The following is a 23,474-nucleotide window of genomic DNA, read 5'->3' on the forward strand; positions in this document are numbered from 1 at the left end:
GCCCGTTCTCGGGCGTCTCATTGGGTCGCTGGTGTCCCAGGCGTACCACTGGTTTCCGCACACGGCCCTGGCCGTGATGCCCGGCAGCGCGGCCATCTTCTCCGCCGACCCCGCCGACGGCTTCCCACCGGGCACGCCGACCGGCCCTCCCACCACGATGAGCTGGCCCGCAGCGGTGCACTTCCTGGTTGCCGGAATCGCCTTTCTCGCGCTCGTCGCCGCGTGCTTCGTTTTCGCCCGGCGGTTCGGCGCGACCGGCCGTCGCGCCTGGGCGGCCTTCAGCGGCGTGACCGGCGCGACTTCCTCGCCAGCTGGAGCTTGATCTTCGCGCTGCAGGGATCACGCCCGGCCAACGTCGCCTTCGCCTTCGCCCTCGCGATCGCCCTCGCCCTGGCATGGGCGTCGCTGCTTGCCGCGCACCATCGGACCCAACCGGCGCCAGGGTGAAACCGATCATGCGAGAAGCGGATGCTGCCGGATGGTCAGGTGGTGGTCGATCGCCGCCGCGACCGGCACGTCCTCACCGGTCGGGCTCGGCGTCTGCAGATGCCTTGAACCCCTCGAATGCCCGCAGTCGCAGCCGCGCGGCAACGGTTCCGGCGAACCAGGCGTGGAACTCATCGGCGGGATCCAGCATGGAACGTAGCGTCATCGACCAGTCGTCGCTTTGGAGTACCGCGAGGTATCGGGCCAGGATCGGTTCCCGGTCGGTGCCGATCCACTCCCTGGCGTCGGGTGGCAGTTCGGTGAGGTAATCGGCGATGACGGCGGCGTCGAGGTACCGGTCCAGGTTCGGCGCCTGGCGGCTGAGGTGTCCGGCGTGGGCCGCGAGTACGGCTCGGGCCGGCGGGTAGCGGTCGATCGTTGTGCCCATTCCGCGGCAGTGGGTCATGACCCGCAGTAACTGTCCGGTGTGGTCGACCAGGTCGTCGTCGACCTCTGGGCTGATGATCGCCTCGTGCAGGTGTGCGCGGGTGGCGACCTTGCCAGCGAAGTAGCCGTCGAGCGGGCTGCCCCCGCATGCGTGGCGCAGCAGCCACGGGCGGGTGCCGGTCGCGTCCATGTCGAGCAGTTCCTCCACCGCGTGAACCCTGCCCCAGTCCATGCTGCGCTGCGCCAACCAGCGCAGGGCGTCCGCCGCCAGCCGCCGTCGCAGGGCGTATGCGGCCAGCGACCCGAACTCTCTCGACAGCAGCCCGATGGTCTGGATCAGTGGGATGTCCTCCTTTGCCCAGTCGGTAGCGAGCAGTTGCAGCCCGATGGTGACTGAGCACCGGTCCGTGCTGTGTTCCACCAGCCATCGGCCGGTCTTTTGGACGCGTTGCCGGTCGGCCCGCAGCGCGGCGGCGGCGATGTGCTCGTTGCGGCCGGATGGCGGGTAGAGGTCGTGGAACGCGTCAACGAGTTCGTCGGGCGTCGACACCGGATCCGCGAAATACGCATCGAGGACGGTGGCCACGTCGGCACCGATGAGCCGCCGGTCTTCGGGATCCTGGATCCAGCGCTGGGGCGGGTGGCGGGCCTCATCCGGAAGGGGTTCGCCGTACCGCGGCAGGGGCTCGTCCGGATATCGGTGGTGCAGCCGCTGCGCGTGACCGAAGAGGCTCATCATGAGTTTGGGCGGTCGGGGCCCGGGGGTCTCACTCACCGGCGGACAAGGGACTCGATTCTTTCGATCATATACACGATCATGCCAGTCATGCGGCCTCCGGGAAACCTGGGCGTCGGGAACGCCCCGGAGTTTCGCCCCTGGATACCGATCTCTTCGCGCTGGCCGGCTGGCGTGGCGTCGCCCTGGTCGTAGTGGACGCCAATCGGCCGTCCGGGGGCGGTGGGTGTCGAGTTGCAGTGGTGTCCCCCGGTGTCCCTCCGGCGGGGGAGGCCGGCCCGTCGCGCGGGGGATCCGGCCTCGGCCGGCGGCGGCGAGGCTGGGGACATGACCGGGAGGCGGCACGACATCGACGTACCGACCGGGCCACCGCAGGGGTGGCCGGGCCGGACCGCGTCGGTCTGGGCAATGCGCGCCGTGCTGCTCTGGACGATCGGGTACGGGGGGTTGCGGGTGCACTGGGCGTCGGGGAACGCCCCGGAGTTTCCGCCACTGGGTACCGATCTCGTCCCGGTCGCCGGCTGGGGCGCGGTCGCCCTGGTCGGCACGGCGGCACCGCTGGCGGTCGCGCTCGATCGGGCGAACCGCTGGCGGTGGCCGTTGGCCGGTGCGGGCTGGGCGGTGAGCGCGGCACTCGTGATGCTCTGCCCGCTGCTGTTGCTGGACCTCGTCGCCGTGCTCATCCCCGGGCTGGGGCTCACCGTCGACCCGGCCGGGATCGCCGGCCGGCTCGGCTGCCTGGCCGGCGGGGTGCTGCTGGCGGTCACTACGCAGGGGTACCGGCGCCGGGTCCGGGGTCATCGCCCACTCCTCGGCGGCCACCTCGGCGGTACGCCCCGGTGGGCGTTCATCGCGGCCTATCTGGCGGTGGCCGGTTGCCTGGCCCGGCTCGGCGTGCAGTACGCGGTCGGGACGGCGGAGATCCCGTTCGCCGACGGGCCGGCCGTACTCGCCTTCGAGGTCGGCTTCCTGCTCGCCGGAGTACTGCTGCCGCTGGCACTGGTGCACTCCTGGGGGCGGATGTTCCCGCGGTGGGTGCCACTGTGGGCGGGGCGGCGGGTGCCCCGCTGGCTGCTGCTCGGCCCGGGCTTCGGGCTGGGCCTGCTGATGGTCGTCTACTTCGGCGTCGGCACCGGGCAGTTGGCGGTGGAGACGGTCGCCGGGGACTGGGATCCGGGCGACGGGACGTACCCGCTCTGGTTCTTCTGGGTCTCGATGCCGGCGTACCTGCTCTGGGGGCTGGGGCTGACCGTGGCTTCGGTCGGGTACTTCCGGCGGACCCGTTTCACCGAGGGTGTGAATCGGTTGCAGCGCTCGTAATCGGCGCTGCCAGGCGCCTCGGCCACGAGACCCTCGACCGGCCCAAACCGGCGACAGGCAAGCTATCCAGCCGGATCGCCGAGCGAGCGCTCCGCCGCCGAGGTGACGACGAGGAAGACTGAGCTGAGTGCCCGCCGAGCGTCAGCGACCTCGGCTCTTCGACGGGCCTCGAACGTGACGTGACGGGGCGTCGGCGCCGCTGGTAGGACCGGCGCAGGCCGGCCTCGCCGACGTGTTCCGTATCCTCTGAAACTGTTCTGGCCGGTTCGGCTACGCGTGATCGCCGCGTTCTCTGAAGTCACGGCGCCGAGTTTGTAGAGACTGCACATTCTCTGAACCGGGTCGTTGGTGGTCGTTTCGAGCCGGGGGGCGCACACGCGCCCCCCGTGCTAGCCGGTGCCCCTCCTACCGCCGTCGCTTGGTGATCGTCCGAGCCAGGCCGCCGACGGCGGCGACCGCGGCGAGGCAGAGCGCGAACAGGAGTTCGTCGGAGAGCGAGTTGCCCGCGAAGTGCAAGATCGTGACCGGTGCGATTACCGTGCCGACGACGCCGATGGTCATGGTCAGGGTGTCGAGTAGCTTGTTGGTGAGGTTGCTCGGCATCCTGACGCTGCCCTCGATCTCCCGGTCGATGTCGCGGTATGAGATCCCCACGCCGGCTCCACTCGTCGGCTCCGCGTCACCCAGATCCTGCTCCGGGTGCCGAGTCCTCCAGATGAACTGGACCTGAGCGTTCTCCGTAGGCGGAATGTAGTCGTCCCGTCCCGTCGTGCGCTGCGTCACGTACAGGGCGTTCGTACCCTCCACACGCGTTGCTTCCACTTGTTAAGTCACCTCTCGCTCCTCCCCTTCGATGCGGGTCACCCTTGTGTCCCTTGGACACCGAAGGAGTCAGCCCTCGCAGGCAGCTAGCTGCCGTGCGAGGACAAGAAGGCACACGTCCGCCGTGTGGCGACTGCGGCGTGTCCGCCTCAGAACGCCATTGGCCGATCCGCCAAGGCGGATAGCAGGTGCTCGGTGGTACCGCTCCGACCTTGCGAGGCTCGGGGTGGTTGCCGAGGCGATGATGCTTCGGACCTCACCCATGAGGCTCGCGAAGACCGCGAGTAGATCACCGGGTGTCCTGCCACCCCCGGGTTGTGCCGGTCTGGGCGCCCGGGGTGTCCGTTCGAACATGCGTTCCTCCTGTTGTGGAGCGGAGCCCCTCGTGTGGGGGGTTACGACCACTCTACCCGTTGTAGTCGCGAAAACGATGCGGAGGTGCATCAGATTAGATAGCTTCAGTCAGCAAGGTGTGGCAGAGTAGATGTACGGGGCGCCGAGGAAGATCTTTGGGGGGCCGGCGTTCCCGCTACGGCTGACGGCGAAAGGAGGCGAACATGGGCAGCCGGACGCAGCTTCAGCATCGGGCGGGCGCGAACGGGCCGCGTGGTGAGGGGCAGGACGAAGCCGAGGAGTACGTGATCAACAGGATCACGGTCGGGATCGTCCCGAAGGTATGGGGCGACTTGCAAAAGTTGATCACATGGACGCGGTTCAACCGCACCGACGTGGTGAACCGGGCAATCTCCGTCTACGCGATGGTTGAGGAAAACACCCGCAACGGCAATGAGCTGGTGTTTCGAGACCCAAAGACGGGCAAGGAACGCATCGTCGAGATCGTGTAGTGGGTGCTTGGGGCATCTGTGTGGACGGCCCTCCGACGGCTAGGTCGGGGGGCCGTCCGGCTATTGAGAGCCCCGGATCGCAGGTGCATCGGCACTGCTGCAGCCCCCCGTCGTCCGGGAGGCGGCTCGGCTGACTGCACACTCGTCACGCGGGCTGTTCGCCTGAGTGTCGACGAGAGCCACACCTGGTGGGCCCTCGGGTTCGGCGGAATCCACCTGGATAAGGACTGGTGCTCTGCCCGGCACCGCCGCGCCGCGCTGCTGGGTGCAGGCACGTGCGCGGCGGTGCGGGGGAGGGGGTGACGGGTGGGACGTCAGAGCGTTCCGAACGGCTGTCCCCCGGTACTGCCGTTCCGGTCCCAGGAGGGGCAGGCTGGGACCAAGCAGCCTGGCCTGTGGTGCTCATCCAACTCCCGCTGATAGGCCCTTGTCGATTGATTCCGTCCGGCTGACGGTTCGATCGTTGGGTTGATCGCGGTACCCGACATTGTGAGCGCTTCCCCATCACCACGGAAGTGGGGCAGGCGTTCGGAGCGCATGTTCGAACCGGCAGAACTGAATCAAGCCGCGTTCAGATGACGTGTTTGCCCATGTTTGCGGTTACCTGTTCCGGTATCAACCGCCCTAACAGGACAAACAGGAAAATCGATGGTGGTACAAATTTCCTAAACGAGAATTTCTAGGCTTCGTGCTCTTGGCTTGGTACTTCTGATGTCGGGCCCATGCCACGTCAGCCGCTCGGGGGACGGACCATCCCCTGACGGTGCGCCGGGGCGTGGCAGGGCTCTGCTCATCCACCCCTTCTGGTAGATCCACTGTCGAAAGGAAAGTCCGTGCTGTCATCGTCACCGGGGTTCATGCTGCCCGGGACTACCCCTCTCCCGATCGCCCCGACACCTGTGCCGGCCGGTGGCGCGTCCATCGTCGTCCCGGCTAGGTCGGGGCGTTACCCGGTCACGATCGCGGTGCTGATCGTGGTCTTGGTCTTCATCACCATCCTGGTCGCTGTCGGAGTCGACCCGCTGCTGGCCGCCGCACTGGCGGGCACGGCCGGCACCGTCGCGGCTCGGCTCAGCCCTCGGATCCGCGGGATCTGAGGTCCTCGCGGGTGTGCTGCTCAACGCCGAGCAGCACACCCGTGGAGGGTGGAGACCGATGCCGAAGCAGATCAGGAAGCCTCGGACCCGTTCACCGGTCCGGTCGCGCAGTTCGGTTACCAACTGCGCGAGCTACGTCAGAAGGCTGGAAAGACCTACGCCGCCATCGCCGGAACCACGTTCTACTCCAAGAGCGCGGTGCACGGGGTCGACCAGGGCCACCAGCTACCCAGCGAAGGACTGCTCAGCGCGTTCGTGCGGGCGTGCGGCGAAGAACCCCGAACATGGGTGGAGCGCCGTGCCGCGATCGCGCAGGAGTTCTGGGCCAACAACAAGGGCACCAAGAAATTCACCCCCCGGGAGCTGGGCCTGCCGGCCCCCGACCCGACCGAGGCCACCACCCCGGCCGAGTACAACGACGCGCTCAAAAGGCTGCGCGAGTGGTCAGGGCACACATTCCGCAAGATCGAGGAGCTGACCAAGGACTATCCCCGACGAACTCCAGCGTCCACGTTGTGCAACGCGTTCCAGCGCGGCACCCTCCCCGCACAGGACCTGGTGGTCAGCTTCGTACGGGCGGTCGGCCTCACCGAAGCGGAACAGACCATGTGGCTGGACGTCTGGGACGACCTGAGCAACGGGCACCCGGTACGGCGCACTCCCACCTGGCGGCGATGGGGGACCGGAGCCCAACAGGCTCTCGCCCGCCGACCCGAGCCCGCCCCCGACGCACCACCGCCCGTGCAAACCCTGCCCTACACGCCGGTCCACGAGATCCGCGACTGCGTCCTGATCGACGGGGAATGGCAATCCACAGGAGAACCCGGCCCCTCCGCCTGGTCCCTGTACGTCCGCTCCATCCGGCGCAGGCTGGCGGCGGTGCACCCCACCCGCCGACAAGTCGCCATCCTGCTCGTGGTCCTGGCGGTCACGATGCTGCTTGCCACAGCGGCCGCGATCGCGGCCGCCTCGGCGTAGCCCGTACGCCAGGGGGACCCTCCCCACAGGGAAGGGTCCCCCTCTCGCCGCGCCCGACGCCCACACAATGCGAAGAGGTTCCCCGAGCACCCCTGACAGACGCGGTGCGCTGCTGACAGATCACCCACGCCCTCGGTGGCCAGGACATCACCCGCCCAGAGACAACCGGTCGATCCCGGCGTGCTCTGCTGGGGAGGTGCCGGATCGCGAGGAAAGTAATGTGCTGGTGCCCCCGTGCGCGCTGGCCGCGCTGATGACGGTTGCTGCGCGTGAGGGGCGGTCTCGGGACGAGACGGTACGGCGGATGCTGCTGGCGCACGTCGTGCGGCAGGAAGACCTGCCGGTCGCGGAGCGGCTGACGCACATCTCGACGGTGCTGCGATATCCGGGCGTGGCCCGGTGGAACGGCGACGCGCGGCGGGAGTGGCCGAGACCGAAGAGGCTGCGGCTGCGGGTGCCGGCGGGCACGCTGGACCGACTGCGGGCGGTGTCGTTGCAGTTGCCCGGCCAGTCCCCGCGGGCGCACCGGGACTATCAGGCCCGGCGGCTCACCGACGCGGTGATGACCGCGATTGCGGTTGTGGAGCCGTTCGAGGACGAGTTCCTACGCGGTTTGCGGCCGCTGCTGCGGCATGATGCGGCGGTCGGGCTGTGGCGGCTGGCGGCGGCCGCGACCACCACTACACCGGAGTTGGCGGTCCACGCGCAGGCCGACCGCGCCCGCGAGGCCGAGGACTACGCGCGGCACCGGGAGGCGCTGCTGGTCGACGAAATTCTGGAAGACCGGCCGTGGCACTCCCCGGCCCGGTTCGACGCGGCCGCCACGCTGGCGCGGGAACTGCTGACGGGCCCGGCCGCCGATGACAATGAGCGGATGCTGCACGCGCAGAGCGCGGACGGCTGGCACGAGCGGCTGCAGGACCTGCGGCACGCCGACGAGTTCGTGCGGGCGCACTACCTAGGAAGGTCCAGCTCCTACACCTGGGCGGGCCGGGGCGCGGCCGCGGTGTGGCGAGCCCGGCGCGCGGTGGCGATGCAGGATTTCGAGGATTGGCTGGTGGCCGACCAGCGCTCCACCCGGCACGATGTCCGCTCCCCCGGCTGGCGGGTCCGGATGCCCGCGGGCTGGCGGGCTGTGCACGCCGGACGCTGGGAGTGCCCGGTCCCCGAGCCGTATCGGGAGTGGCTCGACGCCGGGCAGCTGCTGGCCTTCCCGGTCGGCAGCCGGCGGGTGGTGTGGCCGCTCGTCGACGGCACCGCGCCGGTGCCGGAGATCGCGCCGCTGATCGCCGGCGCTCGCGGGATCGCCGACCGGCACATCAGCGGCTTCATCGAGGCCGTGCTGCTGGACTGGGAACACGGCGCGGAGGCCTTCGACGACTCCTCGGTCCCGATGGCCCTGCGGCTGCCCGCCGCAGCGGCGTACGAGCTCGGGCTGATCGACGTGGTGCAGTATCGCGAGCTGGCCGCGGAGGCGTACGCCATCTCCCAGCAGCAGAGGATGGCAGTGATCGGCCAGCTCACCGCCGATGAGCAGGGCGCCCGGGCTGCCTTGGACGCGGTGCTGGACAACGCCCGGATGTTCGCCCGGGCATGCCGTCGCTATGGGATCGATCCACCCCAGACCGCACGGCCGGTCTGGACGTGGCCCGGCAGGCCCCTCGCCGGCAGGGCCACGGCGGCTATGCCGCCTGGAACCGTGACGGTGCTCGCCCAACACGCCTTCCGGGCCCGCCGCCGAATTCTGGGCGGGCTGATGAACGAGGCGTGGAAGGACGGCTTCTTCCAGCCCGGCGTACGCGCCGGTGCCCCTCTCGCCTGGCTCGACGATGAGTGACCGTACCTGATCTTGTGACACCCAGCATTACAGGAACCTCTCCCCTTGTTGCTGAACTGGTTCCAGAGGCGGATCCGCCTCCCACCGCCAGAAAGCGGAATGGATCCGATGAAAGGGGCGTAATGGGCAGAAAGCACCAAGCCGCAAAGTACCAGCACCTCTGCGGCTGCAACAGACGAAACGAACTGGCCGTGGACGCCGTCCTCCAGACGGTCCTCGTCCAGGTCGCCGTTGCGATACTTCGGGACTGGATCGGGATCGGGTAGCGGTCCGCCCGCGACCCGAAGCGGATTCCAGGCCGTCGTCGCCAGCGGACCTCCCGTACCGGCCCCGGCGGTCGGCAGCGGCCTCGCGGTCCACCAGCCCTCCCGCTCCGCGGACGACTCCCCGACGGTGCCAGCAGCGCCGACGTAAAGCCCGGAATCGCCCCCGGATATGCGCGCGGCCGCCAGCGCTCTTTCCCGCCTGTGCTTGCGGGCGGGGAAGAGGGGGTGCTGGTGTCCGAGCCGGCGCTGGAGTTCGCGTTGATGGACTACTCGGACCGGTACGGTCTGCACACCGTCGGGGTCTACGCGGCGCGATTCGGCTACCTCGCCGCGTGGCCCCTCGCCGGGTTGGGCCAGCGGATGGGCGGACGGCCTGTCGACTTGGCGGCCCTGCGGACGGAGTTCGCGGGGGTGCTGCGGGACCAGATGCCGCCCTACCAGATTCGGCGCGGCTGGTAGGGCGCTGCCTGACGTGCGGGTCCAGCCCGCTCGCCGAGCGCGTCGGCACGCAGGTCGGCGAGTTCCTCGGACCGGGTCCACGGCTTCAACCTGTCCGCCTGCCGGAGGGACAAGGGCGGAGGTCCCGGCCCTGGTCGAGGCCGGGACCTCCGGGTGATTGCGCGGTCAGGCCGCCCGGTGGCGTCGGTACAGGAACGCGAGGCTGGCGGCCTCGGACTCAAGCCAGCTTGCGTACCCCGGCCTGGGCTTCACCCGGGTGTACTCCTGCTCGCGTCGTACGTCCAGCACCATCGGCCGCGCGGCGGGGTGGGTCTGGTCAAGGGTCTGACGCATCAACCACAGCGTGACCTCGGCGGCCTGCGTGGTGATCTGATCACTGTAGAAGTGCAGCTTCAGGGCGTCGGTGGTCCCGTCCGGGTGCACGAGCACAAGATCCGGCGTTACGCGGATGGTCAAGTCGGTGGTGTGCCAGCGGGCGGTGCCGGGGGAGACGAGCACGGTGTCCGCGCGCGGCTTGATGAAGGACAGCCACCCGCGGGCGATCTCAATGTAGTGGTCGCGCATCTGCGCCCGGCAGTTCTGGATGGCGCTGTTCATCGCCGCCTCGTCCTGACCGGTGCGGCGCCCGACCTGGACTGCCCGCCGTGCCGAGCGGTACACGTCCTTCGCAGGGGAGTACGGGTCGTCGAAGCTACGGACGAGCGTGAAGCGCTCGGTCCCCTGGCTGACGATGTACTTGACGAACCGGGTCATGCTGAGGTCGAAACTGGACGTCGGGTTGGTCAACCTGGTGTTCTCCTCTGGCCTGACCGTGATGCAGACCCGACGTCATGGGTCGCCGCTGACGGGAACTTCACAACCTGAAACGGTCGCGCCACTTGCCGCTAGCGGTTAGGGTCGATAACTGCGACGTGATCGAGCCCCAACGTCTGGTCTGCCTCACGCGCGGTACCTCCACGTTGGGGCCGGTAATCCAGACTATGGACCCACCTCGGGTATTCCCGAGGCAAACATCTGCGGTCATCCATTTTTCCAGCTGAGCTGTCGTCGATCCGTCTCATCCGACCGTTACCGCTTCGGATCAGAGGGTCGCCTAGGACGCATCAGTGCCAGTTTGTTGAGAGCTCGGCGCTGCCATGCCTTCTGCCGGCATCGGCCTGAGCAGTACTTCTTGCTCGGATGGCACTCGTCGTAGTTCCAGGTTTTGCCGCATATCGGGCACGAGATCATCCATGGTTCTTGTACCGCCGGCGGCTGGGCCGCCCGTTTGGCTTCTCGTGCTGCGGCCTTGCGGCATGCCGGCGAACAGAACTGAGCGTCCCTTCGCTTGAGCAGCGGCATGCGTCTGGAGCATCGCTTGCACACCGCAGCCGCCACCCCACTGACGGTAGCGGTCCGGGTGAGGATGCGGCACTCTCCCTTCAGAGGGGGGTGCTCCCCTGAACGGTCCTATGTGGCCCCGCGTGTAGCGGTCCGGCACCGGGCTGTGCGACCTCGGGCCAGCCGCCGTCGCCCGCGATCGTGCGGACGTGTCGTGGTCCCGGGGGTGGGCGGCCGGGGGTGAGCTCTTCGTGTCCGGGGGGTGGCCGGTGTGGCACCGCTCTGGCACTCTGACACGACAGTGACACAGGGCAATCTCTTCGTGACGGAGGATCATGGGCGTGGGAAAACCGGAAGGCCGCCAACGGCGACTCGGGATGGGCGCGGTGGGGCAGCTGCTGGCCGTACCCCGGCTGACCGTGTGGTGGTGGGTCAAGACCGGAAAGCTGACCGCGACCGGCGTCGACGACGGCCAGATGTGGTGGTCCGAGGCTGACGTCTACGAGTGGGCGTTCAACCAGCGGGGTGGCCGGTGGTCCGGGCGGGTGCCGGTCGGGGCCTGGTCACCGATGCCGTACAACACCGTCTTCGACACTGCGGTGGAGCTGCCCGGGGCGGTCGCGTTGCGCTGGCGCACCCGGCAGGGGCCGGTCCACCTGGTGTGGCCGCTGACCACCGGCCGGCGGGCACCACACCGGGAGTGGGCCGAGCGACTCGCCCCGCGCGGTGACGGTGCGGTAGTCGTGGTGTCGGGCGGGTTCTCCCTGCGACACGGCCCCGAACTCAAGGCCCTGCTGCCCGGCCTACCGGAGCGCACCTACGAACCGACCTGGCTCGACCTGGCCGCAGTGCTGGGCCAACCGGTGCCGTGGTGGCCGCGGACCCTGCGGGACAAGCAGTTGCTGCTGGACTGGAAGCCGTCGACGGACACCGTCACCGCGATGGCCGTTCCCGCGCTGGACACCAGCGCCCTACTCACGATGGCCTCCACCTACCCGGAAGACCACCCGGCGACCCGGGTGCTGGTCAACCTCGCACGTCTCGCACACGCCCAAGCCGCCGCCGCAGCCGAGCAGGACATCGAGATCATCGAGAAGACCAACCTGCCGGACGGGGTGCTGCACATCGCGGCCCGCCCTCTGGCGGTACCCGACGCCGACGACATCGACCCGACCCAACGCCGCGCCGGCTGGCTCGACCTGCTCGCCCACACCGACGACCTCGCCCACCGCTGCGTCCGCGAAGTCACCCGCTGGGACGCCGGCGCCGACCTGCCCTACAGCAACCCGCAGCACATCGAGGAAGTCGAGAGCACCTGGGCGTACAAGTGGACGCAGCGGCTCATCCCCACCCAACGCACCGCCGCGTTCGAGCTGCTCGCGCCAGCCGGTGAACCGGGGGACGCCCTGGTCGACCCCGACACCGACGCCCCGGTCTGGCGAAGCGGCGGCGACTACACCGCCGCCATGCCACAACGACTACCCGCGACCGCACCGCTGGCCGAGCTGATCCTCGACGGGCCGGTCTGGATCCGTACCGCCGACGGCAAGATCTACCCCGCTCCCCGCGACTCCTACTACGGCATCAGCTGGGGCTACGACGGATCCGGCCCCGGCTCGTTGGCGCTGCTCGTCGACGCGCTGCTCGACGACATCAACGCCCAAGCCCCCGCCGACATCAACGGCGCACCCGAGGGCCTGGAAGCCCTGCTGTCCCGCAAGTTGCCCAACCGCACCGTGCTCACCCGCGCCCAACTGGAAGCCGCCCGCCGCGGGGAGCCGGTCATCATCGCCGTTGACGCCGTCGACCAGGACGAAGACGAGGACGACCATTGAGCACCGAACCCACCACGCAGGCCCGCCCGGCGCCGATCGAGGACACCGACGCCAGCTGGCCAGCCATGCTTAACGAATGGGCCGGCGACCTGTGGCGACGCTTCCACCGCGCCCGCGACACCGACGACTGGCCACCCGACTGGCTCATCCCGGCCGCCGGCGGCGCCGGCGTGCTACTCGCCGCACTCCTGATCTTCGGACTCATCCTGCCGCTGCTGCGCTGGCTCGGCAGTCTCCTGGTCGACCTGGTCGACGGCGGCCTCGACTGGCTGCGGGACTGGAACCTCACCCGAATCGTCCTCGACCCGGTCCGCGACTACCTCACCACGCACGCCGCAGGCCTCCCCATCACCGCCAACACTCTGTGGTGGACCTGGTGCGCCGCCGGCGTCGGACTGTTCGCCTTCGCCTTCTTCTGGCGCGCCGTCGCCGCCCGCCTCGGCTGGATCCTCTACGGAGCTGCCACCGTGGCGATGGTCTGGGACACCACCACCGGCCCGGCCCGCACCACCACCGCCGGCATCGCCGCCCTGTGGTGGATCGTCCTGAGCCTCTTCGCGCTGCGCCGACCCTGGACCCAGCAGCGCGTCACTGTACACCTGCCCGAACTGCCCTGGCTCGCTCGCATCATGCAACGCGGCGAGTAGAACCCCTTCGCACACCGCAAGGCCCCACCAGGGGAGGTACTGCCACAGACGTGGCTTCCCCGCTGCGGACGTCGCTTCGGCGAGAGTCAGGTTGCGCATCCTAGGGCGGAGTTCTGGCTCGTCCATTCGATGTCCCGGCTGTAGTGCAGTCGAGCAACCCGAGATAGTCCAAGGATGCAGTCCGGTCATCGCTTGCCCATGTCGGGTTGTAGCAGTACCTACTTCGGGTCGGTCACGAAGACACCCTTGCCCTGCCGGCCTTCGAGGAGGCCCTCTGCTTGCAGGATCAGCAGGGCCGAGCGGACGGGTTCGGCGGACACGCCGTAGATCGCGATCAGTTCGCGGAGCGACGGCAGCTTGTCTCCTGGCGCGTACTCACCCGATGCGATCTTGTCGCGGATGTCCTGTGCGATGCGTTGGCGCTCTGAGATTCGGGGCATGGCGACTTCCTGGTAGGCCCCTGCATCTTCTCATGATCGCCAACGAAGCCTCAAGACTTTGCCTGCTTTGCATGCTTAGCTCTTGCCCTATCATGCTTTGCATTGTAAGTTTCCTCTGCGGGGCGCCTGGCGACGGAAAGCCTGGTAGGCAACCGGCCCTCCGGTTGGGCATCCACGCTGCTGGCACGGCTGGTGAGCACCTCATCAGCCGTGCCAGCCCTGAGACACGCCCTGCCTGGCGTACGTGCTGCTTGTGGCTGCGCTGGTGGGGCGGGGTGGTCCCGGTCCGGGGCGAGCGTGCCCGGGGATTCGGGCCGGGGCCGCCCGTCCATTTGCTTGCTGTTCGTCGAAGGCTGGTGAGGTCTGTGCGTGTTCTGTTTTGGAGGTTGTTGCGGCGGGAGGGGAGGTCGGCGCGGCGGCTCAGGGCGGCGTACCGGTCGGCGACGTACCGGCCGTTGTGGCCGTCGCAGGTGCGGCTGCGCCGGTTCACTCCGGTCGGCTTCGGTCGGCGGGGAGTCGATCCGGACGAGGTGACCGAGTTCCTGGACCAGGTCGCGACTGACCTGGCGAGGGCGTACACCGAATTGGCTCGCGTTCGGGAGCAGAACGCGCGGATCAAGGATGCGTTGCGGCGGTGGCAGTCCCGGCAGGCGCCGACGGCGCACGAGTTGGCGCGGCGCTGATGGCCGACCGATACGTGGTACGGCTGCCTTTCAATGCGCCGAATGCGGACGCGGCCCGGGCCGAGGATGAGGTGCCGTGCGCGGCTGTGGGGCCGAGCCGGTGACGGGGACGCCGGCCGACGGGCTGCCGGTGGTGTTGTGCCCCTCCTGTGACGGCCTCGCGTTCACCCTGGACCCGTGTCGCTGCACCTACGGCGGCAACCGTCTGTTGATCACCGACAGTGGTGGAGGCGGGCTGATCGGCGAGGCCTACCGGGGCTGTCGGGACTGTCAGGGCCTCGGCACCCTCGCCCGGCCGTGTTACGACTGTCGGCAGTCCGGCCGGCGTCGGGCACAACTCGTCCTGACGATGGCAAACGTGGATACCGGGGCGGTGGCGTCGGTGAACGTCGTACCCGGCGTTGTCGAACCCGCCCGATGGTCCGGTGACGATGGTGGGAGCTGGCATCTGCCACTCGCCCCGCTGCTGCATGACCTGGCCGCCCTCGTCGGCGTCAGCTCATGGACCGACGTCCGTGCCCCGGGCGATCCGGACGGCCCTCTCGTCCTGCTACCCCGGTCGTGGCGGCCGGAGCAGCCCGCACCGGTCCGTACGGTGTTGGAGGCGGAGGCGATCGCGGGGGAGAGCCTCGACGCGTGGCGGCTCTACCTCGGCCACACCACCACCGCCCCGACCCGGGAGCCGGCAGCCGAACTCGGCAGGTGGTGCCGGCTGGCCGATCAGCTCTGTGTCGACCTGGTCGTCGAGGCCCGCCGGCTGGCCGCCACCGAAGCGCTCACCTGGGCGGTCCGGTTCGAGATGCCCGGCGGCCCGGTGCCAGTCGAAACGTACGGCTACGCCGACGACCTGACCACCGCCATTACGACCACGACCGACTTGGACGCCTTCTACGGCCTGGACGAACGCGGCCGGACCGCCCCCGCCCATCAACTCACCATCCGACAACCACCACTGGATGATCCGCCGACAATCGACGTGGACCAGCTCGAACGACGGATCCTCGCCGACTGCACCGACCTGGCCACCGGCGACCCGCACCCCGGAGCACAAGCCGTCTGGCGGGACGGCCGCTGGTGGCACACCAGCCTTCGCACCGACGGCACGACCGAAACCCTCACCGGATGGACGACCGGACAGATCCACTGCCGACGTACGACCATTCTGCGGCGGGGTTGGCAGCCGCCGGCACCGTCGTGGCAGGGCGCGCCCGTCCGGTACGTCGACTGCCCCGACTGCGACCCACACAGCCGACTCCGCACCTGCGACTGCCGACTCGGCGCCGACCGGGCCGATCCAGACTGCCCGAAATGCGCCGGGTCCGGCCGCAGCCCGTCCCTTCTGCGCTGCTATACCTGCTGGGGCAGCCATCGCCTCCACCCGGAGGTGACGGTCACGATCACCGACCTCACCGGCCGGGTCGTGCACCTGTGCTGGCGCACCAGCCCGACCGGCTGGCAGACCGGCGAACACGTCTGGCAGACGGAGCACTGGCGAGCCGGCCAACACATCACCGCACCCCACATCGCGACCCACCCCGGCGGCAAGCCCCTGCATCAACTCCCGGAACAGTTCCGGCTCGCCGGCTGGGCCGACCACTTCGGCGTACGCCCGCAGGACCTGGTCGAACTCGACGGTGGCGGCACCCTCGACCACAGCCTCCGCCACGGCACCGTCACCCTGCACCAACCCGGCACCGACCCGCTGACCGAATACCTGCGCTGGGCCGCCCGAGGCCGACCTGCCGCTCGACTCTTCCTGCTCGCCCGACGGCCCGACGTGCCACCCCTGGCGCATCTCGTCCGGCTCGTCCTCGGACTACACCTGACGGTCACGATCACCCTCACCGACCACGGTCACAACACCGGGGACCTCCGCTACATCCAGGGCGAGAGTTGGGACGTCACCATCAACCACCCCGGCAATCCGCCGGCCCCGGCCGGCCCGCCCACCCACGCCACCCCGGAAGCCGCGACCGCGTTCTGCCTCGAATACCTCGAACCCGCCATCGCCAACAACATCCCCACCGATCCTGCCGAACCGATCCCGGTACCCCAGAACCCCACCCCGACCGCAGTCGACGACCCCGCGCCCCCACTGCGCCGACTCGCCCGCCACCACCCCGGACAACCCGTCGCAGCCCACTACAACGGCGTCACCTGCCAACTCTGGCTACGCGAACGCGACGACGTACGCCAACTCGCCACCGCGCCCACCCTCCCGGCTGCCATCAGCACCCTCGGCCTCTGACCGACTCGCTGAGGAATCGGGCGGTCGGCCGCGTCACGCCTCCTCGTGCAGCACGGCCGGTCCTGCCGGGGCACCCGGCGTACCGCCCTGACCCTCTCGGCGAGGTCGTTCATGACGCGCCAGACGGCGGGGTCGTCCAGTACCCGGAATGCCCGGCCGCCGCCGGGGCCGGCTGCCCGTGGAGGTACCCGTTGCTGACCGGGACTGGCGGCTCTGCGTTCACCTAGGCCGGAAGCGTGGTGAGGCGAATCGCGTTCAGCGTGCCCACGTCGGGTGGAAGGTGATATGAAGCTGCTCTTGGTCGTCACCCAGGTCATCCCAGTCGTACAGGCCTCGGCACACGTGGTAGTTGCAGCCCCGGGCGTGATAGAGGTTCGGGTGCTTGGCCGCCATCGGCGGTCCGTCCTTCGTCACGGCGAAAACCTCGCGTGCGGCCCTGCGGAAGGCGCCGCCTTCGCCGGTCAGGAACAGTGTCTCGGCATGCACGTGCTGACGCAGCGTGTGACGGTCACCGGACACCGTCCAGTCGATCTCGTTGTCGGTGCTCAAATCGCTTTCCGGCATGCGCGCCGTGCGCAGTTCGCGGGGCGCGTTGCCCGCCTTGATCTGGGTACGCAGCCGCTTCCAGTGTGCCGGTCGGAACTGACGGGCCCGTGGAACCAGGACGAGATCGAGCGGTTGTTCGTCGGGAGCGCCGACGTAGGGTACGCCAGGACTCGTCCGCAGCGGCAGGTAGACAAGCGACCGGGGGGAACGGGCCGCGAGCATCAGCAGCGTGCCTAGCTGTCGGCCGTCCGTCCGGTCCACGTACAGCTCATAGTCGGTACGTCCGACGTACAACGCGGCGTTCTTCAGCGTCCTCGCGGGGCGGATTACCCGGTACTCCTCGGACCCCAGCCGCACCCGCTGGATCACCACTTTCGCCCGGAGTCCATCTCGCCCCAAGGTCGCCCGCGACGCCGCCATGCGGTCCTTCCCGTTACGCGATCCTTAACGCGGTCATTCTCGTTGTCCGAACGGTTTGCACGCGAAGGGATTTCAGTGGATGCCTGTGACAGCACACGCCCCACCGACCCGCTGCGAGGAGTTGACTGTCCTCGACACGAAGTGACCTCGATCGCAATCGGGCGGTCGCCCGCGTCACGCCTCCTCGTGCAGCGCGGCCCGGCCCTGCCGGGGCACCCGGCGTACCGCGCCGACCGCCTCGGCGAGGTCGTCCACCGCCCGCCAGACGGCCGGGTCGACCCAGTACCCGGAGTGCCGTGCCGCCGCCGGGGCCGGCTGCCCGTGGATGTACCAGTTGCTGACCGGGTCGGGCAGTTCCACGTCGACCTCTGCCGGTGGTCGCCCGGCGGTGAAGATCCGGCCACCGATGTAGTCGGTCCGGTAGTAGAAGTTCCGCCAGGCGTGCAGTGCCGTCCCGGGAGCGCCGCCGGTCGGGGCGAGCCGGCCCAGCACCCGCTCGCCGAAGTAGGCGGGAAAAGCCCATCCGTAGAGTGTGGACAGTGGCGAGCCGAAGGTGACCAGGGCGACCACGTCGTCGTCCGGCCGGTTGTCCCGCTGTAGCAGCGCGGCGGCGGCCAGCACGGTGCCCTGGCTGTGCGCGACCAGCACCACCCGTCCGCCGCTGTCGTGGATCCGCCACAGCCGCTGCTGCAACTCCGGAACGGCCCGCTCGGCGTACGACGGTGGCGCCAGCGGGTGGTAGGCGCGCGGCCAGAAGGTGAGGATGTCCCAGAGCACGCCGATCCGGCGCCGGCTGTGCAGGTCCCGCCAGCCTCTGCGGAGTACCAGGATGATCAGGACCGGAATGCCTGCCGCCAGGTAGCTGCCGAGGGTGAACGTCCACTGTGTACCCCAGGGCAGCTTGCCGAAGGCCCAGTACCGCACCTGGAGTACGACCAGCAGGACCGTGCCGGTCACCGCGATGGCGGTGAGCAGCTTGTCGACGTCGCGTGGCATCCGGGCGAACCGGCGGGCCCGGGCGATCCGCGCCTCCCAACCCCGGCCGAGCATCGCCTGCCAGAGCCGGACCGTGTGCTGCCGGATGCGGGCCTCGTCGGTGAGACTGCTGCGCTGCCAGCGCGGCTCGGTACGCGGCCGGGGCGAGTGCTCCCGGTACCACGCCCGGATCCGTTCCCGCTCGACCCGGTCCGTCCCGGCCCGCCAGTAGCTGACCAGCTCGTAGGCGACGAAGAGCAGCACCAGTGCCAGCGGAATCAGGGTCAGGTAGTGGACCAGCCGGCCGAGCACCGGATAGAGGTACAACTCGACCCGCTCGGGTGGCCCGTCCGGCAGGTGCACCCGGGTCGACACCTCGGCGGTGACGGCGGCGATCCGGCTCATCAGGCTGATCAGCACCACGTTGAGCGCGAAGACGCTGAGGGTGAGCGCGACGAACGGGCCGAAGATCACGAAGGTGCCCCGGCGCCAGCCGCCGGGGACGACGGCCGCGAGCACCAGCAGCAGGGTGCCGAGCACCCCGCCGAGGGTCAGGCCGGCCACCGCGCGCATCCCGGGCAGGTAGCCGAACGGCTGCGGGTACGCCGGCTGCACGGCGGCGAACCAGCCGGCACAGCAGAGTGCCGCACCCGCCGCACCGAGCAGTACGACCGCGGCGACCCCCGGGCAGCGCCCGGCGGCCACGAGGACCAACGTAGCGACCAGGACCAGTACGGCGAGTACGAGCGCCACCCGGGCCAGCACCGGGGCGTGTACCGGTGCCCCGGCCAGCCGCGCCGTCTCCCGTACGGTGTGCCCGAGTACCAGGGCGACGAACGCGAGTCCGGCGGCGATGTGCAGGTAGCCCTGTTCCAGTGCGCCCCGTCGACCGTCCCAGAAACCCGGATCACCCAGCCCGATCCCGCACCGCGCCGCGCCGCGAGCCTCCCGCTCCGGCGCAACCCCGCCGGCCGCCGTCTCCGGCGTCTCCGTCGTCTCCGCGGTCCTCGCCGGCTCCGGTGACAGCGGCGCGCCGGGGCTGGCCGCCTCGTACCGTCCGATCGTGCGTAACGCGAGGACCACCAGCAGGACCACCATGGCGAGCGGCGCCAGGGCGCCGGCCAGGATGCGCCGGGCCGGGTAACCGGCGAGCAGCGGCTCGTGCAGCAGGCGTACCGGCCAGGCGTCGTCGGCGCAACCGGACTGCCCGCCACACTGGTAGCCGAGCAGTTCCATCCCGGTCATCGAGGCGATGAGCAGCAGGTTGAGGGTCAGCCCGAGGGCCGCCCAGCGGACCGCCGCCCGGTGCAGCCGGAACAGTGCCGGCCGGCGGTGCGTCTCCGGGCTGCACATCCAACCGGCCACGTTCGCCAACGCGAACGGGAAGAGCAGCAGCCAGAGCACCCGGGCACCGCTGCGCGAGGTCATCCCACCCCAGGAGTACGCCTCGACGTGCCGGCCCGGCAGGTCGGCGGTGCGGTAGAAGCCGGCGATCCGGTCGCCGGAGACGTGCTGTGGAGCCGCGTCGGCGAGCAGGTTTTCCGGGGTCGTGCCGCCCACACCGTGCAACCGGAGTTCGGTGATCCCGGTCAGGTCGGCGACCGGCGGTACGAGTCCGGAGGGACGCGGGACCGGGGACGTGTCGTAGCGCTGCAGCGGCATGGCGTACCACCTGGGTTTCTAGGGTCCGCGGCAGATGGTGCGCCCGCTCGCCGGCCTGGCCGGCGGGCCTCGGGGCACCCGGAACGGGAACGGATCCTGACACCTGCACCGTGCTCCGGTCTGGTCAACGGTTTCGGTCGGGTCCCCGACACGGCAGCACTGTCGACCCGATCGGGTGCAACCCGGGCCGGCGCTCGGGGGTGTATGTCGCAACCGGGCGGACGGCCCGACGGCACACGAACTCGACAGGAGAAGCCATGCGAAAGATCGGTTCGGGATCCGGCCGGCGTCATCCGGTCGGCGCGTCGACGGTGGTGCTGGCCGCCACGCTGGTGGCGGCGTTCGCCGGTTGCGGCTCCGAGGCACCGCCTACCGCCGCCCCGAGCGGTACGCCGACGATGATCGAGGCACCGGCGACGCCGTCGGTGCTGACTGCCGCACCGGCGACGTCGCCGGTCGGAGGCGACGCTGCCGGCAGCCCGCGCACGGTGTCGCCGACCGGCCCGCCCCGGCAGGTCAGGCCCGGTGCGTCGGCGCCGGTACGGCCGACCGGCACCCCGAAGCGACCGGCATCGCACGACCCGGCGAAGCACATCACCGACCTGTCGGCGCAGACCTCCGGCCTGCGACTCGCCCGGCCGGTGAACGGCGTCCGGCACGGCGTCTTGACCGTGACCGTCCGCAACAACGGGCCGCAGCCGGTCTGGGGGTTGACCCTGGCCGTCGAGGTGCCGGAGAGCATGACGGCCGACGGCGGCGACTGGGCGGGCTGCACGCCGCTGCGGTCGCGGCAGGCCGGCTTCCCGGCCGGGTCGGAGTGCGACAAGGGCTACCTGGGGCCGGGGCAGTCCCGGGTGTACCGGTTCGGGATGAAGTCACCGGCGGCCAAGGACGGTGACGACAGCTTGGTCTCCCGCTGGCTGGTCGACGTCTGGTCTGCCGGGAAGCGTGGCGAGACCTGCCGCGACCTCGGCCCGGACGACAACCGGCGCATCTTCCTCGTGCACCGCGCCTGACGGTCCGGCGCCTGAGGGGTCCAGCGCCTGACGGTCCGGCGCCCGGCCGGTGGGTTCGCCGCCGCCGGCCAGGCGCTGATGGGGATCAATCATTGCGTACTGGTTTCCGATGGATGACGATTGATGCCCGGGGGGATCTTCCAAGGAGGCACCTCATGGCGGAAGCAACAGAGGTCCCGGATGTCCACTCCTATCCGCTCGGCGCCAGCCGTCCCCCGCTCGCGGTGGCCGACCTACCCGAACCCGAGGAGGTCTTCAAGGTTCGTCGGCTCGGCCCCCGCGAGCTTGTCAAGTACGCCCTCGGCCCCAGCCTGATCGCGCTGGGCATCTCGATCGGCAGTGGCGAGTGGCTGCTCGGCCCGCAGGCGGTCGGCCAGTTCGGCTTCGTCGGCGTCGGCTGGGTCATCCTGATCTCGGCGGTGCTACAGACCTTCTACAACATCGAGTGCTCGCGGTACGTGATGGCCACCGGCGAGGCTCCGGTGGTCGGCTGGGGGCGGGTGCCGCCCGGTTACCTGCTCTGGGTACCGCTGTCGGTGTTCCTGGTGATCTTCGCGTTCATCGCCGGGGGATGGGCGGCCTCGGCCGGCCAGGGCATGTACGCGCTGGTGCACGGCGAGGCCCCGCCGGCCGGGGCGGAGGAGCCCCGGCTCTGGGCGATCGCCCTGCTGGTGTTGGTCTTCCTGATCGCCGCCGGGGCGAAGCGGATCAGCCGGGCGCTCGAACTCGCCAACTGGGTGATGGTCAGCACCATCCTGCTCGCCATGCTGCTGGTGGCGCTGCTGGTGGTGCCCTGGGAGATCTGGTGGGAGGGGATCCGGGGCTTCGTCACCCCGGCCGCGCCGCCGGAAGGGATCACCGCCACCCAGCTCGGCGGGCTGGCCGGGTTCACCGCACTCGTCTCCGGACTCAACTGGTATGTGATGGGCCACTACCGGGACAAGGGCTACGGGATGGGCTTCCGGACCGGGTACCTCTCCGGGCTGCGCGGCGATCGGCGGGAACTGCTGGCCAACGGGGTCACCTTCCCGGACGACCCGGCAAACGCGGCCCGGTGGCGGCGCTGGTACCGGCTGCTGCTCATCGACATGTGGGGGATCTTCTTCGTCGGCGCGATGCTCGGCATGCTGCTGCCCACAATCCTGATGGCGCAGGCGGTGCGGCTCTCCGGTGAGGCGCCGACCGCGTCGAACGTACCGACCTTCGTGGCCACCGCCCTGGAGCCCGACTACGGGCCGCTGATGTTCTACGGCATGCTGCTGGTCGGCGTACTGGTGCTGTTCAGCACCCAGCTCGGCATCTTCGAGGGGATGGTGCGGGTCAGTACCGACGCCGCGCACGCGACAAGTCCCCGACTGCGCCGGCTGCTGGAGGGTGACCCGCGCAAGTTCTACTACCCGTTCATGCTGCTGCTCCTGGTGGTCATCTCGGTGGTGCTGCACCTGGCGGTACCGGTCAACCTGGTGCAGTGGTCGGCGAACATGTCCAACCTCGGCGCGCTGCTCTACCCGTTCCTGCTGATCTATCTGAACAGCCGACTGCCCCGCCCGGCCCGGCCACGCCCCTGGCACTACGTGCTGCTGGTGCTCAACGTGCTCTTCTTCGGCTTCTTCTTCGTCAACTTCATCGCCGACTTCGTGGGTGACCCGCTGATCACGTTCTGAGTCGTCGTCGGGGTGTCCGGGCTCCTTACCTTTGCGTGCGGCGTGGGCGTAGGTTGGAGCTCGGAGATCCGACGGGGGAGATTGCGATGGTGGCACCGGCCGAGCTGGTGGAGATCACGTCCGAGGTGGAGCTGCGCGAACTGCTCGGCGAGCCGAAACCCCGGGCGGTGACCAAGGAACGGGTACGACTGCACGAGATCGACCGGGAGTGGCTCGCCGCCTCGCCGTTCTGCCTGGTGGCCACGGCCGACCCGGACGGCAACTGTGACGTCTCGCCCAAGGGCGACCCGCCCGGCTTCACGCTGGTGCTCGACGACACCACGATCGCCATTCCGGAACGCCCCGGAAACCGGCGCGCGGACGGTTACCGCAACATCCTGGCGAACCCGCACGTCGGGCTGATCTATCTGATTCCCGGCCGGGGCGAGACGTTGCGGATCAACGGTCGGGCCCGACTGGTCCGGGATGCGCCGTTCTTCGACAAGATGATCGTCAAGGGGCACCGGCCGATCCTGGCGCTGGTGGTTGACATCGACCAGATCTTCTTCCACTGTGCCAAGGCGTTCATGCGGTCTTCGCTGTGGCGGCCGGAGAGCTGGCGCCCGGAGGTACTGCCGCCGCACCCGCAGATCGTCAAGCGGGTCCAGCGGATCGATGAGTCGCTGGAGGAACTGGAGCGCTACTACGGCGCAGACTACGTCCGCCAGCTCTACCAGAGCTGACCGTACGCCCCGGCGGGGTCGGTCGGCCCAGTTTCGCGACTTCTCGATACCCCCTTCGAATGC

General features: G+C 69.6%; 20 protein-coding genes. 14 read left to right on the plus strand and 6 right to left on the minus strand.

Features of this window, described 5'->3' with window-relative positions; translation table 11 throughout:
• The first annotated feature begins 31 nt into the window (after nt 1-31).
• Complete coding sequence (locus tag CLT71_RS29600) at nt 32-322, plus strand: DUF998 domain-containing protein (RefSeq protein ID WP_158242334.1); 291 nt, start codon at nt 32-34, stop codon at nt 320-322.
• A 198-nt stretch (nt 323-520) separates the two neighbouring features.
• On the opposite strand, the gene CLT71_RS29605 is transcribed toward CLT71_RS29600, so the two are convergent.
• On the minus strand, nt 521-1,648 hold the full coding sequence (locus tag CLT71_RS29605; protein ID WP_486483527.1) for a hypothetical protein: 1,128 nt from the start codon (nt 1,646-1,648) through the stop codon (nt 521-523).
• A 288-nt stretch (nt 1,649-1,936) separates the two neighbouring features.
• Between CLT71_RS29605 and CLT71_RS29610 the strand changes: the two genes are divergently transcribed.
• Entirely contained in the window at nt 1,937-2,929 is a 993-nt protein-coding gene (locus CLT71_RS29610) for a hypothetical protein (protein WP_101369983.1), read from the plus strand.
• 405 nt (nt 2,930-3,334) lie between these two features.
• Here CLT71_RS29610 and CLT71_RS36690 read toward each other — a convergent pair whose 3' ends face one another.
• Nucleotides 3,335-3,583 (minus strand): hypothetical protein, encoded by a 249-nt coding sequence (locus CLT71_RS36690; protein ID WP_143743662.1) that lies wholly within the window; start codon nt 3,581-3,583, stop codon nt 3,335-3,337.
• Between the two features lie 725 nt (nt 3,584-4,308).
• On the opposite strand from CLT71_RS36690, the gene CLT71_RS29620 reads away from it, so the two are divergent.
• The 5 genes from CLT71_RS29620 (at nt 4,309) to CLT71_RS29635 (ending at nt 9,233) form a co-directional block, all read left to right on the plus strand.
• Nucleotides 4,309-4,596, plus strand: coding sequence for a hypothetical protein (locus tag CLT71_RS29620; RefSeq protein WP_101369985.1), 288 nt, complete (start codon nt 4,309-4,311; stop codon nt 4,594-4,596).
• 974 nt (nt 4,597-5,570) lie between these two features.
• Nucleotides 5,571-5,693 carry a hypothetical protein gene (locus tag CLT71_RS38300; protein WP_486483528.1) on the plus strand — a complete coding sequence of 41 codons (123 nt, stop codon included), beginning with the start codon at nt 5,571-5,573 and terminating at the stop codon, nt 5,691-5,693.
• A 48-nt stretch (nt 5,694-5,741) separates the two neighbouring features.
• A complete protein-coding gene (locus CLT71_RS29625) occupies nt 5,742-6,671 on the plus strand; it encodes a helix-turn-helix domain-containing protein (RefSeq protein ID WP_101369986.1) in 930 nt (309 codons plus the stop codon).
• Nucleotides 6,672-6,891: 220 nt separating this feature from the next.
• Nucleotides 6,892-8,508, plus strand: a complete 1,617-nt coding sequence (locus CLT71_RS29630; protein ID WP_143743663.1) for a hypothetical protein — start codon at nt 6,892-6,894, stop codon at nt 8,506-8,508.
• 491 nt (nt 8,509-8,999) lie between these two features.
• Nucleotides 9,000-9,233, plus strand: coding sequence for a hypothetical protein (locus tag CLT71_RS29635; RefSeq protein ID WP_199187766.1), 234 nt, complete (start codon nt 9,000-9,002; stop codon nt 9,231-9,233).
• A gap of 165 nt (nt 9,234-9,398) precedes the next feature.
• Here CLT71_RS29635 and CLT71_RS29640 read toward each other — a convergent pair whose 3' ends face one another.
• Nucleotides 9,399-10,019, minus strand: coding sequence for a hypothetical protein (locus CLT71_RS29640; protein ID WP_143743664.1), 621 nt, complete (start codon nt 10,017-10,019; stop codon nt 9,399-9,401).
• Nucleotides 10,020-10,894: 875 nt separating this feature from the next.
• Here CLT71_RS29640 and CLT71_RS29645 point away from each other — a divergent pair.
• Together CLT71_RS29645 and CLT71_RS29650 are read left to right on the plus strand one after the other, a co-directional pair.
• Nucleotides 10,895-12,388, plus strand: coding sequence for a hypothetical protein (locus CLT71_RS29645; RefSeq protein ID WP_143743665.1), 1,494 nt, complete (start codon nt 10,895-10,897; stop codon nt 12,386-12,388).
• Nucleotides 12,385-13,035 (plus strand): hypothetical protein, encoded by a 651-nt coding sequence (locus tag CLT71_RS29650; RefSeq protein ID WP_101369990.1) that lies wholly within the window; start codon nt 12,385-12,387, stop codon nt 13,033-13,035. Before CLT71_RS29645 ends, CLT71_RS29650 begins: the two co-directional genes overlap by 4 nt.
• A gap of 218 nt (nt 13,036-13,253) precedes the next feature.
• Here CLT71_RS29650 and CLT71_RS29655 read toward each other — a convergent pair whose 3' ends face one another.
• Complete coding sequence (locus CLT71_RS29655) at nt 13,254-13,475, minus strand: winged helix-turn-helix domain-containing protein (RefSeq protein ID WP_101369991.1); 222 nt, start codon at nt 13,473-13,475, stop codon at nt 13,254-13,256.
• Nucleotides 13,476-13,840: 365 nt separating this feature from the next.
• Between CLT71_RS29655 and CLT71_RS37605 the strand changes: the two genes are divergently transcribed.
• Together CLT71_RS37605 and CLT71_RS29665 are read left to right on the plus strand one after the other, a co-directional pair.
• Nucleotides 13,841-14,158, plus strand: a complete 318-nt coding sequence (locus CLT71_RS37605) for a DivIVA domain-containing protein (protein ID WP_199187767.1) — start codon at nt 13,841-13,843, stop codon at nt 14,156-14,158.
• A 100-nt stretch (nt 14,159-14,258) separates the two neighbouring features.
• Nucleotides 14,259-16,406, plus strand: coding sequence for a hypothetical protein (locus CLT71_RS29665; RefSeq protein ID WP_158242335.1), 2,148 nt, complete (start codon nt 14,259-14,261; stop codon nt 16,404-16,406).
• Nucleotides 16,407-16,661: 255 nt separating this feature from the next.
• Here the strand turns inward: CLT71_RS29665 and CLT71_RS29670 are convergent, their stop codons facing one another.
• Together CLT71_RS29670 and CLT71_RS29675 are read right to left on the minus strand one after the other, a co-directional pair.
• Nucleotides 16,662-17,321 carry a hypothetical protein gene (locus tag CLT71_RS29670; RefSeq protein ID WP_199187768.1) on the minus strand — a complete coding sequence of 220 codons (660 nt, stop codon included), beginning with the start codon at nt 17,319-17,321 and terminating at the stop codon, nt 16,662-16,664.
• Between the two features lie 225 nt (nt 17,322-17,546).
• Complete coding sequence (locus CLT71_RS29675) at nt 17,547-20,009, minus strand: hypothetical protein (protein WP_101369994.1); 2,463 nt, start codon at nt 20,007-20,009, stop codon at nt 17,547-17,549.
• 257 nt (nt 20,010-20,266) lie between these two features.
• Between CLT71_RS29675 and CLT71_RS29685 the strand changes: the two genes are divergently transcribed.
• The 3 genes from CLT71_RS29685 to CLT71_RS29695 all read left to right on the plus strand — a co-directional run bounded on the left by CLT71_RS29685 (nt 20,267) and on the right by CLT71_RS29695 (nt 23,411).
• Nucleotides 20,267-21,025 carry a hypothetical protein gene (locus CLT71_RS29685; RefSeq protein ID WP_143743666.1) on the plus strand — a complete coding sequence of 253 codons (759 nt, stop codon included), beginning with the start codon at nt 20,267-20,269 and terminating at the stop codon, nt 21,023-21,025.
• A gap of 155 nt (nt 21,026-21,180) precedes the next feature.
• Nucleotides 21,181-22,689, plus strand: a complete 1,509-nt coding sequence (locus tag CLT71_RS29690; protein ID WP_101369997.1) for an Nramp family divalent metal transporter — start codon at nt 21,181-21,183, stop codon at nt 22,687-22,689.
• Between the two features lie 86 nt (nt 22,690-22,775).
• Complete coding sequence (locus CLT71_RS29695; protein WP_101369998.1) at nt 22,776-23,411, plus strand: pyridoxamine 5'-phosphate oxidase family protein; 636 nt, start codon at nt 22,776-22,778, stop codon at nt 23,409-23,411.
• Nucleotides 23,412-23,474 lie beyond the last annotated feature (63 nt).

It is taken from the genome of Plantactinospora sp. CNZ320 (assembly GCF_002846275.1).